This is a genomic window from Desulfosporosinus sp. (genome assembly GCF_014237355.1).
Lineage (GTDB): Bacteria > Bacillota > Desulfitobacteriia > Desulfitobacteriales > Desulfitobacteriaceae > Desulfosporosinus.
Window position 1 is genome coordinate 15448 of sequence record NZ_JABZFS010000080.1, and the last position, 18364, is coordinate 33811.

Here is an 18364-nt window from a genome sequence, read left to right on the forward strand (position 1 = left end):
CAAAAGGTTCCGTCACTCTGTCACTCTTTCTAAGAGTGCTAAATACCTTGGTGCAAGCCGAGACCACTCAAAACTTAACGCATTCTGGCGCCCCTTAATCGAGAGTGATTTCTGAAGTGAGGGATTATCTTGTACGCTTGCTAAAGCTTGTGACAGCTTTCTAACATTACCCGCCTCAAAGGTTAATGCACAGGCGTTTGGCACCAATTCTGCTAGGCCGTCAGCATTTGAAGAAATGATGGGTGTCCCAATCGCCATTCCCTCCAAGGCTACTAATCCATAGGCTTCACGGCGACTAGGAATAACGAGGGCTGTGGAACGTGCCATCCGTCGCCATACCTCTGAGCTTGGTATACGTCCATGAAAATGAACATAATTCTCTAACTGAAGAGACCGTACTAGCTGCTTCAAAAAACCTTCATAGGAGTCAGTTCCCTTTCCGACTATATTTAAGTGGATTCGTTGACCGCTCTTATGCCTAATTGACACCGCCTGGATCAGATCCTCGATCCCTTTATAATCTAACAATCTTCCTACATACAGAAATTCATTCCTGACCCCTTCTTGCCAACGTTGCGAAGGTATAGTGACACCGAGAGGTAAAACTTCAGTTTTATTAAGGTACTCTGGAAAGCGACTTGCTAAATACTGTCTTTCGCTTTGACTTATAAGCTGAATCCGTTGACAACGCATGAGAAGTTCTTCCTGTATCTTAAATTGCGCTTGTAGCTCAGGCTCTAATCTGTCTCCTAACTCCTTGCGCAAGAATGAATAAATTGAATATAAAATGGGAGTAACACCCTGGGAGAGGGTATACGTCAAGGGGGTAAAATTAATGGCATGGCTATGAATAATATCCCACCCCCGAAGAATCTCCGGAAACTCCTGACAAACGACATCCGCCTTGATCATTCCTAAATAACCAAAGTAATGGCTGTTACGGGGTATTCTGAGGACCTTAATCCGTTGTCCTTTTAAATCCCAGCTCGGTACATTCCAATCACTGCGTGGTACTATCACGGTTTGTTGAACTCCCATACGATCAAACATATGCACGATTCCTGTTACTGCCGTTCCCGCACCGCCGAAACTTTCATCTTCGAATTCATTGGTCAATGATAAGATCTTCAAAAGATCCCCCCCTATAGACTAGTGTATTTAACAATTACCCAGGTTGGTCACCATTTCTAATACTCTATGCACAAGCCTTTGAATATGTTAGATAATAAAACTTAAGAAGTCTGTCCGTAGCTGCACGGCAGACTTCTTTTGCTTTTGTAATTATAAAACTCACTACCTAATTTATGGTTTCCAGAGGAGATTCACGATCGCAGCAAAGGCTCCTGACAAGGTTATAATAAAGCCCGACCACCAACGACGGCTAGTTTCCATTCCCTTTTTATAGTCTTCAAAGTCCTGTTTCAGGATATAGTTTCCAGCTAACATCACTCTTAAATCGTTAACGACGGTTGATACGTCCTTGACCGCCTCCCTTAATTCTGCAATATCTTCTCTAATCGTTCGGACTTCCTCTGCCTCCATAATCCACCCTCCCACGAAAATACGACTATCTTTTTACTTTATACTATGAATCACTTTGGGCAAATGGTACAGGCCTCAGCATTCCCCCTTAATTCTTTTCCACATATCCTAATACTATGTACGAATATTACCGGTCATCAGCCAATAAGGAGGTTACAAATGCCTACTATTATCTATCCTCCTTCAATCCCTTGGAGTTGGATGTTTCAACGCCCACAACAGTTACTAGGTCGATTTTCTGCATCCGGCCAAACTGTTCTTTATGAGGACCTCGGCATTTTTTCAAAACCTGGGATCTATCCACTATCACAGTCTCTTCTCCTCTGCCAGGGAACTTCTGCACTAACAGTCTCTCATCAAAGACCACGTATTCTTTGGTTAACGGTCCCCTCCCATATTAATTTAATTGAGAATTACGACCCTGATCTGGTTGTTTATGATGCGGTTGATGAACCCAAAGAGGAGTTTGCTAGTTGGGCACCCTATTATCCTACAATCCTGGAGAAATCAGATTTAATCATCTGTAGCAGCGGTAGCATTTACGACTATTTTATTACCCGACATCCCCATGTTTCTCTGGTACCGAACGGAGTGGATTATGTCCATTTTTCACCCACTCCGCCATACCGCCCAACAGATCTTCCCACAGGGAAACCAATCGTAGGGTATAGTGGTGCAATCGCTCCCTGGATAGATTGGGAGTTACTCAAAGTCGTCATTAAAGAAAATCCGGGAATTAACTTTGTTTTTCTGGGAGCTCTTTTTCAACTCAATAAGTTCCCCTTGCAATTCAAGAACGCTTTCTATCTAGGACTTAAATCTTATCAAGAACTTCCAACGTATCTTCATCACTTTGATATTGGTCTTATCCCCTTTCTTCAAACAGAAATGACGCGAGGATGCAATCCCATCAAACTATATGAATACTATGCAGCAGGAATTAGGGTTCTAGGGACACCACTCCCTGAACTCCTTACTATTCCAAAAATTAATCTCGAAAGCAACCCACATTTATTCTCCCTACGCCTACGACATCTATTAGAAGAGAACGATTTGCATAAAGGAGAAAGAATGGCCTACGCACAGACAAACGATTGGAGCGAAAGGGCCGGTCGGATACTTCAGCATATTTTTCAGACGGCTTATACAAATAGGAATAGCGTGTAACACCCTACTCAATGAACGAATAGTATACGTTGAAAGCTACTAAGTCTACTTTTCTTGAATCAAAAAAGGGGGGAATACACACATGCTATTTGAAACCCATGCTTGGGTAACACTCGACAATGCCGTCGCCATATATAATGTTTACAGCGATGTGCTAGTCGCTACCATTCCCGTGGGGATTGCACCAGCTTTCCCAAAACGCACACCGGATGGTACAAAGGTTTTGGTTCCAAATTTCGGCAGTAACACAGTCTCAGTTATTTGCACCGCCGGAAATTCAGTCTTAGCAACGATCCCAGTAGGTCTTGCACCAACCTCAGTCGCCATCGACCCTACTAGTACTACAGCATATGTGACAAACTCTGGAAGTGGAACTGTTTCTGTTATTAGCATTCCAACCCACACTGTTGTAAGCACCATTACAGTAGGTACAGGGCCAGTCGACGTTACTATTTCCCGTGATGGCAGCCGTGTCTACGTAAGTAATAGTGACAGTAACACAGTCTCAGTTATCAATCCGGTCACCAATACCGTCATCGCAACAATCCCAGTCGGTACTTCACCTAATGGTTTAGCTGTTAGCTTAGACAATACGAAGCTCTTCGTTGTCAACAGCGACAGCAACAACGTCAGTGTTATCAATACAGCAACTAATACTCTAATCAGCCTCATCCCAGTCGGCTCAAACCCGCAAAAAATTGTGGCTAACCCCGTCAATCCTGCCTTTATGTATGTAAGCAATTTCGGCTCAAACAGCGTAAGCGTACTTTCGACTGCGGGACTTAACGTGGTAACATCTATTCCTGTCGGAATTAATCCTCTCGGGCTAGGTATTACTGGCGATGGCACACAATTATGGGTTGCTAACGAAGGTGACAGCTCGATTAGCATTATTAACACCTTGACAAATACTATTTCCGCTGCATTACCAACGTCCTTCCCTCCACGGGGTGTTACCGTTGGAAGAGTTGGTTCAGCCTTATCACCTAGTGACCCCATTGATTTGACAGACCCTTATCAACTTGAAGAAATAACTGAATCCGTCTGTATTATCGTTGAAAAAGTTTATGCTAGCTGTTTACAAAGAGAATGCTTCCCAGCCTTTATTGTCACCTTGCCCACAGGTGGTGTTCCTCCGTTTACCTTTGTTAGCATGACCTTTGCTACAGGTGTCATTGTTCCTGGTAGTGTCGTCATTACGCCGATACCAGCTCGACCCAATTTCTCAAGAGTTCAGTTTACCATTCAAATCCCTTATACCTTAGTCTTAAGGGATGCAACCGGAACCTTGTTTACCGTAACAGGTAACCTACCTGATATCAACAAAGATATTGTTATGTACTTCCCACCAACCCGACCAGAATTTGACTTTAACCTTCGCGTTGAAACAAGAACTGAAGTATTAACAAGCCCAGTACTAACAACTACTACAATACAAATAGCCATTGGTAGCTTTGTCATCACCAAAGTTACAGGCCAAGTTCAACTCCTCGTTCCAGCCTTCGGATTCTGCCCAGAACCTCCTCTCTGCGAAGAATTCCCAGATATCCCAGAGAACCCTTGTATCAATTTCTTCGATGCTACACTCACTCCATTCCCTAGTGATTTCTTCCCACCACAATTAGATAGTTGCCAGTAATTAAATTAAGATGTGTTATTCACCCTCTTTAATCTTATAAATCGTTGCCCTTAAAGAGAAAGGGCCGTCCATAAACGGCCCTTTCTTATATAGATGGATCACTTAAATCATGAAAAAAGGAAGTGATCGAGTTGGCTTTCCTAACTCGAAATACGTTAAGCCCCCTCCTCTTAACCTATGAAAATGACTCTTCATACCTACATATAGATCCTCAGGGTTGTGCGCTGTTTTTTGACAACAATCCGGAACCCTCTTTTAAAATTCAAGAACCTCTACTACTAGCCCATGGCATTATGACTGATTCTAAGACTGTCCATCTGGTCTTACTTAAATCTAGTGGAGATCTGTGCTATACCCTTATTTCTGGTGCAGGTACGCCTCAAACGACCTTAATTGCTAAACTGGATGTACGAGGCACACGATATGGCAGGCTTTTTCTTTTTCCTCAAGGCAAGGTAATACATATTTTTTATGCTTCTACTCACCAATCCATTCCAGAACTATGGCGTATCGAACATCGTTTTTGGAACGGCGCTTCCTGGAAGAGTACACATATGGGAGAGGTCGTTCACCCGCGAGAACCCCTTTACCATGTTAACTTAGATAGTCAAGGCAACCTTCATATTTGCTCCTTAACTTTCCAAGGGCGTCATTCGCTGCTCTTTACCAACCGCTTTAATGGAACATTTCATCTATGGGGATCTCCAACCGAAACACTGAAAATACCTGGTGAAGTCGTGGATATGGCTGCTCTCATGACAACTGACAATGCTCATCATCTTTTTTGGGTCGTTAAAACACCAACTGGGCAGTTCGAACTCCGCTCAGCACAGCAAATAGATGCCCATGAACTAGCCAGCACTTGGCATCCGTCAATAGCTCCGATCAAAACCTTTAACTCTTCCTGTAAAAATATTGGAGCCTTGGAAATAGGCGGAGTTCTGTGGTTGCTCGTCAATTCAGGAGAAGCTGTTCTCATGCAAAACGATGGAAAAGGGTGGAAACTAATTTCGTCACATAACCCTTTTAATCAACGCCTAAAATGGGTTCATAGAGGTAGAAAATATTTTCATCAAACGTTCTGGTTAGAAGACCAAACTGCGAAACATGCTCCAGCATATTACCGGGAACTAGGGTTCACGGTTAACTTGCAACCTCCCGCTCCTTCTCCCTATCAATCTCTCCCAAATCAATTCACCGCTCCTATCTCAATGGCTTCTCCAAGCCTAACCCCTCCACCCGTACCAGCCTTCTATCCAGAACAACCAGCTCCCCACAGTGACCCTCACCCATCGGTTTCAATCGCGGAAACAATAAGCCCCGACGTCCCAACAGCCATAAACTTACGTGACGCAAATTCACCTCATCCAAAGTCAACCAATAATTCCTCGATGCCTGAAGTCTTCGAAGAATCTAACCTTCCTGAAATACTAAATGCAGCTCAAACTTCGGTGGTTTCCGAAGAGGCAAATACATGCGAATCCCTTGGCTTTGTCGAAGCCCCTCAGACATCTGAAACAATACCCGAAGAAACTGAGGTTCCGGAAACTGACAAACTCGAAGCACTTGAAGAAAAACAAGAAAACGACCAACTCCAATCTTTAATTAAAACCGTCGCTCATCTCGAACAAGAAAACACGCTTCTTAACCTTGCGGTTCATAACATGCTCTCCAAGTTTGATGAAATAATGAACGTGATCTCAGAAAATGCACTTCAAGCTAAACAAGAACCTGATCCAACGCCCATTGATGAACTCGAACCAGTCAAGGAAGCTATGTCTAATCTTGAGAAGGAAACTCAAAGCCTCTCCCAAGTTCTTCGGGTCATGCTAGACAAACAAGAAGAGAGTGATTCTTCCCTTGAAAAACTCGAAACACAGATTTCTCAACTTCAATCCCAAACGGTTGATGCTAAAGTTAAAGGAGGTTTTTGGAATAAATGGATCACCTAGATTTAACCACCAATATTGCAGACATTCTATGCAAATATCCTCAGACAGCCAAAACGTTTCGTAAGTTCGGAATTCTGACATCTGGTTGAGGGGCGAAACAATTACTCAATATGAGCGTTGAGCAGGCTGCTCAGCGATACCGAATTAACTCTGCAACTCTGATTAAAACTTTGGAAGTAACTATTGAACAATCAAAACATCAATGGAGAGATTAGTCAATGAACGTTCTATTCTTGAATGATTCCTCCTTATTATGCCAGGGTTTAGCTTCAGGTTTTTCCCCATTGGATGACATTCGTTATATTCCAGTTCATCTATCTGGTTGGGAAGACCGTTTGAGCTCACTGCTTCGGACTTGGAAGCCAACCTTTGCCTTAGCAGAGGGCGTTTCCATTTCCACGGTGGCTCAAAAGCTATTTCCTTTATTACGCCGTTATCGTCTACCTCTCGTTTATTGGGCTATTGATGATCCTCCCGATTGGCTCCGTATGTCTCGTCCTTTGGCACGCGGAGCTAGTCTTGTTCTTACTCCCGCTCAGGAATGCCTTCCCCTTTATAAACGGGAACGAATACGAGCGCATTATTTTCACTTTGCCTGTAATCCATCCTTTCACCGCCCTTTAACGCCATCGCCAGAGTTTACTTGCGACTTACTTCTAGTTGCTAATTACTATACCTCGTATCCTCAAAGGAGAGTTGGGCTAGAAACACTCCTTACTCCTTTACTATCTAAACAGTTTGATTTAAAAGTCTTCGGCAACGAACACTGGCTATCGAATACGGACGGTTACATCTTAGAACCCAATGTATATCAAGGATATTTGCCTTATGACCGATTACCGAACGCTTACTCCTCAGCCAAAATCGTTCTAGGTTTACACTCTGTGATAGACTCTCCCACAATGATGAGCATGAGGACCTTTGAGGCCTTAGGGTGTGGAGCCTTTTTTCTAACGCACTGGACTCCTGCCCTAGAAAACTTTTTTAAGAACCATGTTCATCTCGTCTGGAGTCGCCATCCTGATGAAACGTTAGAGCTTGTACGTTTTTACCTTAGCCGAGAAGACCTACGACAAAAGATCGCGCGTCAAGGACGGGAAGAAGTATACCGCAATCACACTTATCAGCACCGCATTCAATCCGTCCTTAAATACCTTCAAGGATTATAGGCTATTTAGCCGTTTAGGCGTTGGAAAACAGTTTGTTGGGGGAATCTTTATGAAAGTACTTTTCCAGGCTCGCCCGGACTTCATGAAAAACCCTGCCGGGGATACTGTTCAAATAGTTTCAACCGGGCAAGGGCTTAAAAACCTTGGTATCGAAGTGCATCTATCAACAGATCCCAATATCGATCTTTCTCCCTATGACCTTGTTCATATTTTCAATATAACTCGCATTAAAGAGAGCTATATGTTTTTTCTCAATGCCCAAAAACAGGCAAAAAGAATTATTATATCTCCTATTTATTGGCCACCTAATGCATACCTTAAGCGCGAAGGGGCAAGCTCTAATGCCTTAGCAGTCTGGAAACATATGCAACCCATGCGAGCCCGCCTCTTGGGAGGATGTGATCTCTTACTACCTAATAGTCAGATTGAAATGGAGGTTCTTCAACAAGACTTTCTCAAGCTGGCCCCTTATCAGGTAGTACCCAATGGGTTTCCAGATTCCTTCATCGGAGCAACTCCTCATCGTTTCCGGGAACAGTTCCCTGATCTTCCTGAAGAATTTGTTCTTTGTGCCGCTCGAATATCCCCTCGTAAAAATCAACATTGGTTAGCAAAAACATGTCACGAACTTGGTCTATCTCTCGTTCTGTTAGGACCAGTTAATGATCAAAATTATTATAAGATTGTGACGGATTATTCAAACGTCATCCATATTGGGACTCTGCAGGGGGAGCTTCTTGCTTCAGCTTATTCGGCAGCCAAGGCTCATGCTCTGCCGAGTTGGTTTGAAACCCCTGGACTTTCCAGCTTAGAAGCCAGCGCCTGCGGGACAGTTGTAATTACAACAGATCAAGGAAGCCCCAAGGAATACTTCCAGGATATGGCCCTCTATGTCCATCCCCTTGATGACGCTAGTTTGCGAACTGCCCTTGAGCTATCCTACAATGCCTCTCCCGAACCGTTAATGCAGCACATACATAAACACTATTCTTGGTCGAGAGTAGCTGAAATAACCTTAGAAGCTTATCATAAAGTCCTTAACTAAGGAGCAGATATACCTTCTTCGTCCATTCTGAGATAAAAGACACCCACTTTTTCTAAGTGAGTGTCTTTTATACTTGCTTCTCCACCCTAAATATCTTTAATACGATCCAATGCTTTTTCTGCTAAAGTCCTGAGATCATTTTTCATGCGTTCTGCTTTAATGCTAACATTCAAGAAATCCAGAACCCCAACCACGGATCCACAGTTTGTGCATTGTACAAAGAGCACGGCTCGTGTCGTTCCTTCAAGATTATTGGCGTGGACTACCTCAAACTGGTTGTTCCCACATTTCATGCAGCTGGATTGTGCCATATTTGTACCCCCTATATTTATGTCTATCCTCTTAGTGATAATAGTCTATGTCTTTTGGGGGTTAATTGACTCGAATTATTCAGTTAACAAGTTAACAACATTATATCCAAAAAAGAGGAGACCAGAATGTCTGGTCTCCATTTGCTTCTTATTCTACAATTCCCCTTGGAAGAATATATTCAAGGTTACCGCACTGGCTGCATTCACAGCACTATAATAGACTCTGGCATACTTTAGAAATATCGAAGAAACTAACGTAGTCAAGGAGTTCTGATTAATCGTAACCGGTCCAGCTTCATCTAACCAGTGTGTCCCATCTGGGCTGATCTGCATTGTCACAAGAGCCTGCGCGTTTTCAGCTAATGATTCATTAACAACACCAAAGGTCCAGGTTTCAATACCTAGGACGGTATAGGTCGTGTCCCCACTCCCTGCAGTATCAGTAATATTTGCTAGGGTAGCGGATACATCTGTCGTTGCACTAATAATGGGTAGTCCTGCAGATGTGATAAGCAGACCGCCGGTCGGCGCGGTAATCGCTAAACCAGTTGACGTAATTGTTAAGCCATCGGTTGGCGGGGTAATCGATAAACCACCTGTGGGCGGAGTGATCGCGAGCCCTTCTGCCGGTGCGGTAACTGTCAAGCCATTCGTCGGAGCGGTGATTGCCAAACCCGTTGACGTGATTGCTAAGCCGTCCGTTGGCGGAGTAATTGCCAAACCACCCGTTGGCGGGGTAATCGCGAGCCCTTCTGCTGCCGCAGTGATTGTCAAGCCATTCGTCGGAGCAGTAATTGCTAAACCCGTTGACGTAATTGCTAAGCCGTCAAGTGGCGACGTAATTGCTAAACCTGTAGAAGTGATCGTCAGGTTACCCGAGGCGTCCGTGTTTAATGCGGTGTTATTACTCCCGAATATCTTGACCTTTGCCTGATCGGGGTTGTCTTGAAAAATCTTAAAATTCGCCATGCCTTACATTCCCTCTCTTTCGTAACGATCCATATTTATCCAGATCGCATTACTAACATGTTATTCTCTTTCTCGACGTAAAGTTTCAGTTTTTGTATGCATATAGTATTAAAACTAGAAAGAGATGCGAGGCAGACAAGTTATGGCGGAAAAGATCAGTATATGTATGATTGTCAAAAATGAAGCTCTAAACTTAGGTAGGTGTTTAAAGAGTGTATCTGGTATTGCCGATGAGATCATTGTTGTCGACACAGGATCAACCGATTCTACCTGTGAAATCGCTCGCCAATATGGCGCAGTTATTCATCATTTCCTTTGGAATAATAATTTCAGTGATGCTCGAAATGCCTCTTTAGAGCTGGCTCATGGGGATTGGATTTTATTTTTAGACGCTGATGAAGAGTTATCGCCTAATAGTCGGGAGATTTTAATCCCCTTAATTAAAAATAAAGCAGTTGAAGGATACTTTGTCAAAATCATAAATCATCTTGGAAAGGAAGGCTGGATCGAGACTGTCCCTGATCTTGTGTTTCGGCTCTTCCGCAACAAACGTGAGTACCGCTTTCATGGAGCAATTCATGAACAGATCGCTGATGTCATTTTGCAGAAAAACCCAAAAGCCTGTTACCAGATCGCTGAAAATCTTACGATCATTCATCATGGTTATTTAGACGAAGTGATAAAGCAAAAAGATAAAAAATCACGCAACCTAAGGTTGATTGAAAAAGAACTTGAGTTAAACCCCACGAATCGCTTACTTCAATATCATTATGGGGTTGAGCTTTTTCGCGCTGAGCGCTATTCAGAAGCTGCTAGGGTCTTTATCCAGTCTGCAACAGATATTGACCCGAATACGATCTACCTTCCCAAACTCATTCGCTATATCGTAATGGCCCAACAATCTTCAGGCCAACCACAAGAGGCACTTAATACTGCTGCCCTAGGGCTTAGGCTCTTCCCGGACTATGCAGATCTTTACTTTTATACGGGTCTCATCTTACTTGATTTAAAGCGCTATTCTCCAGCAAGAAAGGCCTTTCTTCAAGCACTCACTATGCCTGAGCAACCACCTCAATATGCTTCCTTTGGCGGAGTCAGGGGTTTTCGTTCCTATTACTATCTGGCGCAAATCGCCGAGGCCTTTTTAGATGAAGAGGAAGCTCTCAAGTACTACCTCTTTAGCCTTCGTGACAATGCGCACTTTACCCATGCTTTGGAACACCTAGTTCATATTCTAAAACCAACCAAAGAACCGACTTATACGATGGAATGCTTAGAAAAGGTTTGCGATTTCTGCACTCCAATGGCCAACCGTCTTATGGGGGACATCTATTTTAGGCACGGTGCCTATGACCTCGCCCTGCACTACTTGGACCAAGCTGAGGATGGGTTCCCTGTTTCATCAGATCTTAAACTTAGAAAAGCGATTTGTCTGATTCAGAAGCGACGGTTCTTTGAAGCCGTAAGACTTCTTGAAGACTTCTCTAGGGAAAGCCCAGAATACCCCATAGCCACGGTTAATAGGCTCTTTTGCTTCTGGATTCAGAATAAACCTCAGAAAGTTCGTACCCTTTGGCAAGAACTTCACGCCCTTGGCTTAGCAGAAGATACCGAAAGAGTACTCTCCCTCTTCCCCATGTTTATTAAAAAAACAGCACCTCCTCCGCAATTAATTTTAGGGCCGGAGGGGATGTTGCTTCTGCTTGATATTTTCCAGCGTTTGGTTGCTATGCAAGAAATCGAACGCGCGATGTTTTTCTTAAAGGCCCTTCATCCTAAAAGCTTAGCAGACTACTCTTTGAAAATTGCCCAAATCTTTGTGGATTATGGAGAGGAAAGCAGAGCCATTCCATTTGTACAAACCGTTCTTGAAGCAGATCCCTCAGCAGAAGCTCATTTCCGGCTTGCCGAGATATTCTCTCACCTAGGACGGCTTTCCGAAGCTGAACAACATTATAAACATGCTCTCGAATTAGACCCGGACACTCCTAGCTACTACGTCCGTCTTATCGAGCTCTATACCGCTTGGCGACAGACCATTCTCAAGGAAGCCTTAGAAAAGCACCCAGAGAACGACATTTTTAGGAAGTTACTAGAGGAGGTCTCGTCCAACCATGAAGCAACGGATTAGCCTCACGATGATCGTAAAAAACGAATCAGATCATATAGCCAATTGCCTGGACAGCGTTAAAGATTTGGTTGATGAAATCGTTATTGTCGATACTGGATCCACCGATGATACTGTTAGCATTGCTCAGCGTTACACTTCAAATGTATACTTCCTTTCTTGGCAAAATGATTTTAGTGCCGCCCGTAATTTTGCTATTGAACATGCCTCTGGTGACTGGATCTTGGCGCTAGATGCGGACGAACAAGTTATCTGCCAAGATCAAGACAATCTTCGTTCCCTGATAAATCGAGAAAACGATAAAGAATCATTCCTGCTTCCTCTTCTTAACCCAATTTCGGATTCTGCACAAGAATACAATACGTTTTATGTGCTCAGGTTGTTTAGAAACAACGGGAGATATAAGTATGTTGGTAAAATTCATGAACAGGTCTCCCTTCCAGATCAACACGACGTCGGTATAGCTAGAGACCTTATCATAAAGCATAGATTTCTACCACTGAAACTCCGTCATCGTAAACGAAATCGTAACCTTACCTTGCTGAAAAAAGCCTCCTGTGAAGAGCCTGATAATCCCTTTTTACATTATTACCTAGGGGTCGAGTGGCTCATGTTAGGTAAGGCAGGATATGCTCTCCCCTTCTTGCAAAAGGCCTATCATACTCTAAGCGATGATCACCTGCTTTTTCGAGCTCCTGCTCTAAAATATCTCCTCCTCTGCTTAAAAGAGTTAGATCATCTTGACGAAGCTCTCGCTCTATGTCTGGAAACCAGCGTACACTATCCAAACTTTACGGATCTGTTCTTTCTTGGCGGACTTTTGCTCGAAGAAAAAGAAGAATATTCCATTGCACTGAAATGGTTTAATCAGGCAATTTCTTGCGGTCGCCCCCCAGCAGTGCTTAGTCATATTACAGGTACGGAAAGTTTTTCTGCTTACTATCACTTAGGCTTCTGTTATGAAAGGATTGGAGGGCTACTCGAAGCAAGAGAGGCTTATGAAACGGCCCTTAAGCTCAACCCGAAGTACCACTTCCCCCTATATTCTCTTTTTTTAAACCTGCTTAGTGATAAAGGTCCCGCGTTTTGTTATCACCGTCTAGAGGATTTAGGATTGTTTGAGGATCCCCTACTTTGCCTGACCTCGGCCGAGCTTTTTTTCCGCTCCAATCATGTAGAGCAAGCCTTTTGCTGTTTGGAAAGTCATAAAGACCAAGGTCAAAATGAGGGCTTCTCTTTTTTCTACGGCAAGTATTGTATTTATTCTGGCAGAATTCAAACGGGGTTTAACGTTTTACGCCAAATATCAAGTCAAAGCCCTCATTATAACTCTGCCCAAATACTCTCAATCGTCGCACTTATCTTGCTCGATGATTTACCGGAAGCTAGAACCATGGCTATTAAGCTTTGGGGAAATCATTTGACCCGTGGTGAGGCTCATATTTTTCTATGGTTAATCCGGCTTATACAACATCAACCTCTCCCTCCCTTTCCGCGAAACGTTCGAGAGAAGGAACTTTTCGGAGTAACTACTGAACTGTTCGTTGATTGTAAGCGTTATCAATCTCATGAGTTCTTCCATAACCCTATGGTTGACAGTTACTGCCTTGCCCTTGAAACACTCATAAAAGCCACTGAGGAGGGTTTCCAGTGGCTTCTCAGTGACTATGACCAACGCTTACAGGACCTGGAGAGTCAATTTACTAGTAAATATGGTGGTAGAAAGATGATGGTTATTCATGAAAACTAAAGCAACTGTTAGCTTATGTATGATCGTCAAAGATGAAGAAGACTGTTTATTGGCTGCGATCCAAAGCGTCCGAGATTTAGCGGATGAGCTCATCGTGGTGGATACAGGAAGTATCGATCATACTCCTCAATTAGCTCTTGCAGCAGGCGCAAAACTGTTTCATATAGAATGGACGAAGGACTTTGCAGCCGCCAGGAACTTCTCCCTAGAACAAGCTGCTTCGGATTGGATTATTGTCCTAGATGCTGATGAAGTTCTCGAAGCAATAGATCCTCTATCCTTCAACAAACTTTTAAACGACAGCCAGGTCGAAGGATATTTTCTTCGAGTCCTTAATCATCTTGACTCAACAACAAGTGCATCTAAAGATCAGGTTGTACGCTTATTTCGCAATAGAATTGATTATCGATTTGAGGGAGCTATTCATGAACAAGTGGCCCCTTCTATTCTTAGAGTCAATAACGGCAGCGGTTTAGCTTCGGTTCCACTCACAATTCATCACTATGGTTACCTTAAAGATCGTCAAGTGTCTAAGGAAAAGTTTTCTCGAAACAGCGAAATCATTCGTCAGGAACTCAAGCGGGGTCCAGATAATCCATTCCTCCTCTACTGCCTTGGGCTTGAATACTATCAACAAGACTCTATCCTCGAGGGGCTAAATCACCTAACTAAAGCCCTAACACGCCTGTCAGGTAATGAGGGGTACTTTGAAGATGTACTTCTGAATATTGCACTTGGCTATCTCCGTCTTGAAGAAGCATCCCAATTAATAGACTTTTTAGGTAAGGCTTTGACAATGTATCCGGATCAAGCAGATTTACTCTATCTTCGTGGACTTGCCTACCTTCAACAATCGAATTACAATCAAGCGGCTGAGGACTTCGCAGAGTCACTTTCTATCGGAACTACGCAATTAGCAACCCCTTGCCAGGTAAACTGTCTGCTTGGCGACGCCCATCAATCTGCCGGGAATTTTCCCCAAGCTCAAGATGCTTACACTCGTGCCCTAGAAGCTACGCCTACGTCGACTTATTCAATACAGCAGTATATTGAGTTGATTCGTAAGGGTTATCCAATTGATTGTTTATTTGAACGCACCTTGCTTGTTGATAACTGGCCAAAAGCTGAATCCTGGCAATTTTTGCTTCCTCGGATGACCAGTATGAACTCAGAACTCTACCTTGTTATGTATCTTTTATCGTTCTACCGAACCATTAATACCCCCCCTTTTTGTCATCAGGAACTCTTAGACATTAATCATCTCCTACAGGTTTTGGAGTATAGTGCAACCGTATCCAATTCTGATATATCTCAAAAGGTTGCCCGCCAATGCTTGGTACTTGCGCTTAAGGAAATTGAGTTATGTCGCAGGGGCTTGATGAAAGACGCAACCCTTAGAAATTTCCATGTTATAAGCCAAGTTAATACCACACTGAAAAAAGCGTTCTTGATTCTATGTCACTTAGCCGATTGCAAGAGTAAATTAATATAAATTCAGTTTCTGGAAGGAGCTAAAATTATGATCTGTCGTGTTCTCCTAGCCAGTCCTGTCAAGCAACATGAAGGAATCCTTTCTGAATTTCTAACTTCAATCATCCGCTTAGAGACTAGCGGAGTGGCGCTTGATTATATCTTTATTGATGATCATAATGACCATCATCTGCTCTCTCGCTTTGCCAAGGAGCGTCCTAATGTCCGAATTCTCCCAGGCGATACCAAAACAAAGAGCACTTACCTCTGTGACGAGTCCACCCACCATTGGCGGGAGGACCTAATCTGGAAAGTAGCTGGTTATAAGGATAAGTTTATTGAAATAGCCCTCGATGAAGGATATGATTACCTTTTTCTCGTAGACTCTGATCTCTACCTAAATCCTAAGACTCTGACCCATTTGCTTTCGCTAAAAAAAGACATCGTCTCTGAAGTCTTTTGGACCCGCTGGAAACCTGAACTTATCCCTCTACCCCAAGTGTGGATGGAGGATCAGTATACTTTATATGAATCGAGAAGAGAGCCACTCAGTGAAGCGGAAATAACTAAACGAACTCAAGAATTTCTGCATATGCTTTCCCAACCAGGCACCTATAAAGTCGGTGGGTTAGGGGCCTGTACCCTCATTAGTCAGCAAGCCCTCAGGCGAGGAGTATCCTTCGGCGAACTATACAACCTAGGACTTACCGGAGAAGACCGACACTTTTGTATAAGGGCTGCAGCCTTAGGTCTAGAACTTTATGCTGATACCTACTACCCGCCTTTTCATATCTACCGTGAATCTGAACTTGATAAACTGCAAGAGTATATTGAAAACCTGTCTTGTGCCAAGACGCAAGCGACTCCTTTTAGTGAAATCGTTCAGCTAGAAATAAACAACGAGACTTCGGTGGGGATCTCGCGATTGGATCAATCCCAGGTAAATTCTAAACAGAGGATAATCCCCGGCAGAATCACGCTTGGAATGTTAGTTCATAATGAATCCGGACGATATCTAGAAAGGGTTCTGAAACAGGCCACAGAGTATATAGATCATGCCGTTCTATTAGACGATGCCAGCGAAGATAATACTATCCAGCTATGTCAAGAAATCCTCCAGGGAATCCCCTTAACTCTCCTCTCTAACGAAGAACCTCAGTTCTATAACGAGATACTCCTTCGTAAACAACTCTGGGAAATGGCCGTGAGCACCCATTCAGAATGGATTATTATTTTAGACGCTGACGAGATGTTCGAAGAAGATGGTCCTAAGCAGCTGCGTGAGTTATTAGAGTACTCTTCAGATATAGATTATGTTAGTTTTAGGCTCTTCGATCTTTGGACAGAAAACTACTACCGTGAAGATTCACTTTGGCAGGCCCACAAATGGTATCGCCCCTTTATCGTACGCAACATTCCGGATTTCCAAGCAAAATGGCAAGAAACCCCTCAGCATTGCGGGAGGTTCCCCATGAATATTACAGACTTACGCGGAAGCACTAGCCCCCTTAGAATTAAACACCTCGGTTGGGTCAGACCCCAAGACCGCTTGGCAAAATACTATCGTTATAAAAAGCTTGATCCTAACGGCACCTATGGTAATTTAGAACACTATCGCTCGATCTTAGATCCTACTCCTCATTTGGTACAATGGAAACAGTAGTAAAAAGGGTACTTTCATATCTAAATCTATACTTGTCCAAATCCAGTTAACCTAAGAAACCATATTCGGACCTAAATCTTGAGACTGGATTCGGACACCTTTTGAACGCCTCACCGCCCTATAGTCTTATTGTTCTTGCCGAAGGTATGGAAAAAATCATGAGCAAAATTTGCTCCCTTTCCTATTACCAGTCCCGTGATCACTATACCTATCCCAGGAGTAGAAATCTTAACATCCAATAGTTCTAAGGCATTAATGTCGCTCTGAAATGCAAGAACTACACCACAAGCTAAGCTCAATACTTCCAAAGTAAGTGGTCTAAACTTATCCGGAAAAACTGGGATAGCATAAACTATATCCTTAAAGATCTCAACGACCTTCTCTACTAGAACTGCTAAGAAAAAAACCAATGCTAGTCCGTCCATGCCTGTCTCCCCTCTGTAAATCACATTATTTTCTTACATTATATTCCAGGGGGCTTATGGTGTTCCAAGGAAGCAAAGGGAGGTTCTTCTGTTTCCTTCCTGCAAACCCAGAACGTTCGTGACTCGAGGGCTGCTCTTTTGAATTGTCTCACGAATCAGCCCTGAGCCTGAAACCAGACCATGAGAGGGTTGGGCAATTGAGATCGATAAATAATGCGAACATAACGGAGAAAATGATTGGGGGTAAACACTGTCAGAGCTCCCGGTAATACAACATGTTCTATATCATCCGCTGTCCAAGTTGCTCCGTCCGGACTTATTTGCAATTGAACCACGACTTCATCAGTTCCGTTATTATGGACAGCATAGGAATAGGCACTTAGCTCAGAAACATCTTTGGGCATGGTTGCCAGAGAAATATTAGATGAAGTCACTGATTCAACACTTTGTAAATACCTTCTTCCAGACATTTTAACTTGGAGTGGGGTTCTTACATCCACAGGTATTGGAATTGGGCTAACCAATCTAACCGAGACTGGAGCTTGGATCTTCCCAATAGAATCGATGTGTCGGACATATAGTTGCCCTTTTTCATCGAGCCGTAATTCTCGCTTAGGGTAGAGCCTCCAGCCCTGAATTTTGTGAATAGTGACGACTCCCTCGCCGAGAATCCCTACCTCAACTCGAATTCCTGTCACGCCGTTTGGCGTAGAAAAAACTCGACTATAGTCTTCTGGCTCTGAACCTGGTCGTAGGGTCAATAAATACTGACTTACAGCGCCGAGGTACACTCGTATATAGCAAGGAGTCTCTGCGGGTTCCGTTTGTAGAACCACTCGAAATTCCCATCGTTGTCCCTCTCCGGCAGGGATTACGACATTACTTTCAAGAATAATCCCCGCTCTCGGTCCCGAAGGATGCTCAATTTTAATTGCTCTCGGTCCATCCGGTAGGCCCACCCACTCCCACCGAGTCGCTCTATCTCCGCCCGTTTGAGCCCAACCATCCGGAAAGTCCGGATGACCTTCTTGCCACAATAGGAAATGACTATTATAGACTTGGTTCGCATCAGTCATTTCCGACCCACCTTCAAAAAGAAATTTTTGGTAACCTATAAATCAAGGTTTTATTTAA

Annotated in this window: 15 protein-coding genes; 9 read left to right on the forward strand and 6 right to left on the reverse strand. The window is 43.4% G+C overall.

The genetic code is table 11. The features are described 5' to 3' along the window. Positions 1-12 precede the first annotated feature (12 nt). Together HGJ98_RS19305 and HGJ98_RS19310 are read right to left on the reverse strand one after the other, a co-directional pair. The gene (locus HGJ98_RS19305; RefSeq protein ID WP_291353339.1) at positions 13-1131 is read right to left on the reverse strand and encodes a glycosyltransferase family 4 protein; all 1119 of its coding nucleotides are present in this window, start codon (positions 1129-1131) and stop codon (positions 13-15) included. Positions 1132-1302: 171 nt separating this feature from the next. After that, entirely contained in the window at positions 1303-1542 is a 240-nt protein-coding gene (locus HGJ98_RS19310; RefSeq protein ID WP_291353340.1) for a hypothetical protein, read from the reverse strand. A gap of 159 nt (positions 1543-1701) precedes the next feature. Between HGJ98_RS19310 and HGJ98_RS19315 the strand changes: the two genes are divergently transcribed. From HGJ98_RS19315 to HGJ98_RS19335, 5 genes are all read left to right on the forward strand, one after another. Then, positions 1702-2709 (forward strand): glycosyltransferase family 1 protein, encoded by a 1008-nt coding sequence (locus tag HGJ98_RS19315; protein ID WP_291353341.1) that lies wholly within the window; start codon positions 1702-1704, stop codon positions 2707-2709. Between the two features lie 82 nt (positions 2710-2791). After that, a complete protein-coding gene (locus HGJ98_RS19320; RefSeq protein WP_291353342.1) occupies positions 2792-4348 on the forward strand; it encodes a YncE family protein in 1557 nt (518 codons plus the stop codon). A 293-nt stretch (positions 4349-4641) separates the two neighbouring features. Beyond that, positions 4642-6300 carry a hypothetical protein gene (locus HGJ98_RS19325; protein ID WP_291353343.1) on the forward strand — a complete coding sequence of 553 codons (1659 nt, stop codon included), beginning with the start codon at positions 4642-4644 and terminating at the stop codon, positions 6298-6300. A 218-nt stretch (positions 6301-6518) separates the two neighbouring features. Continuing rightward, positions 6519-7469: a glycosyltransferase gene (locus HGJ98_RS19330; RefSeq protein ID WP_291353344.1), complete on the forward strand. Its 951-nt coding sequence runs from the start codon at positions 6519-6521 to the stop codon at positions 7467-7469. A gap of 49 nt (positions 7470-7518) precedes the next feature. After that, on the forward strand, positions 7519-8514 hold the full coding sequence (locus HGJ98_RS19335) for a glycosyltransferase (protein ID WP_291353345.1): 996 nt from the start codon (positions 7519-7521) through the stop codon (positions 8512-8514). Positions 8515-8600: 86 nt separating this feature from the next. Here the strand turns inward: HGJ98_RS19335 and HGJ98_RS19340 are convergent, their stop codons facing one another. Together HGJ98_RS19340 and HGJ98_RS19345 are read right to left on the reverse strand one after the other, a co-directional pair. Next, entirely contained in the window at positions 8601-8825 is a 225-nt protein-coding gene (locus tag HGJ98_RS19340; protein WP_291353346.1) for a hypothetical protein, read from the reverse strand. 153 nt (positions 8826-8978) lie between these two features. Then, a complete protein-coding gene (locus HGJ98_RS19345) occupies positions 8979-9794 on the reverse strand; it encodes a DUF6385 domain-containing protein (RefSeq protein WP_291353347.1) in 816 nt (271 codons plus the stop codon). Positions 9795-9936: 142 nt separating this feature from the next. Between HGJ98_RS19345 and HGJ98_RS19350 the strand changes: the two genes are divergently transcribed. The 4 genes from HGJ98_RS19350 to HGJ98_RS19365 are packed head-to-tail and all read left to right on the forward strand — an operon-like array spanning position 9937 to position 16805. Then, positions 9937-11925: a TPR domain-containing glycosyltransferase gene (locus HGJ98_RS19350; RefSeq protein ID WP_291353348.1), complete on the forward strand. Its 1989-nt coding sequence runs from the start codon at positions 9937-9939 to the stop codon at positions 11923-11925. Next, the gene (locus HGJ98_RS19355) at positions 11909-13672 is read left to right on the forward strand and encodes a glycosyltransferase (RefSeq protein ID WP_291353349.1); all 1764 of its coding nucleotides are present in this window, start codon (positions 11909-11911) and stop codon (positions 13670-13672) included. Before HGJ98_RS19350 ends, HGJ98_RS19355 begins: the two co-directional genes overlap by 17 nt. Next, entirely contained in the window at positions 13662-15164 is a 1503-nt protein-coding gene (locus HGJ98_RS19360; protein ID WP_291353350.1) for a TPR domain-containing glycosyltransferase, read from the forward strand. The genes HGJ98_RS19355 and HGJ98_RS19360 overlap by 11 nt, the downstream gene beginning before the upstream one ends. A 27-nt stretch (positions 15165-15191) precedes the next feature. Then, entirely contained in the window at positions 15192-16805 is a 1614-nt protein-coding gene (locus HGJ98_RS19365; protein WP_291353351.1) for a glycosyltransferase family 2 protein, read from the forward strand. Between the two features lie 110 nt (positions 16806-16915). On the opposite strand, the gene HGJ98_RS19370 is transcribed toward HGJ98_RS19365, so the two are convergent. Then, complete coding sequence (locus HGJ98_RS19370; RefSeq protein ID WP_291353352.1) at positions 16916-17230, reverse strand: hypothetical protein; 315 nt, start codon at positions 17228-17230, stop codon at positions 16916-16918. 155 nt (positions 17231-17385) lie between these two features. Further along, positions 17386-18306 (reverse strand): DUF6385 domain-containing protein, encoded by a 921-nt coding sequence (locus tag HGJ98_RS19375; protein WP_291353353.1) that lies wholly within the window; start codon positions 18304-18306, stop codon positions 17386-17388. Positions 18307-18364 lie beyond the last annotated feature (58 nt).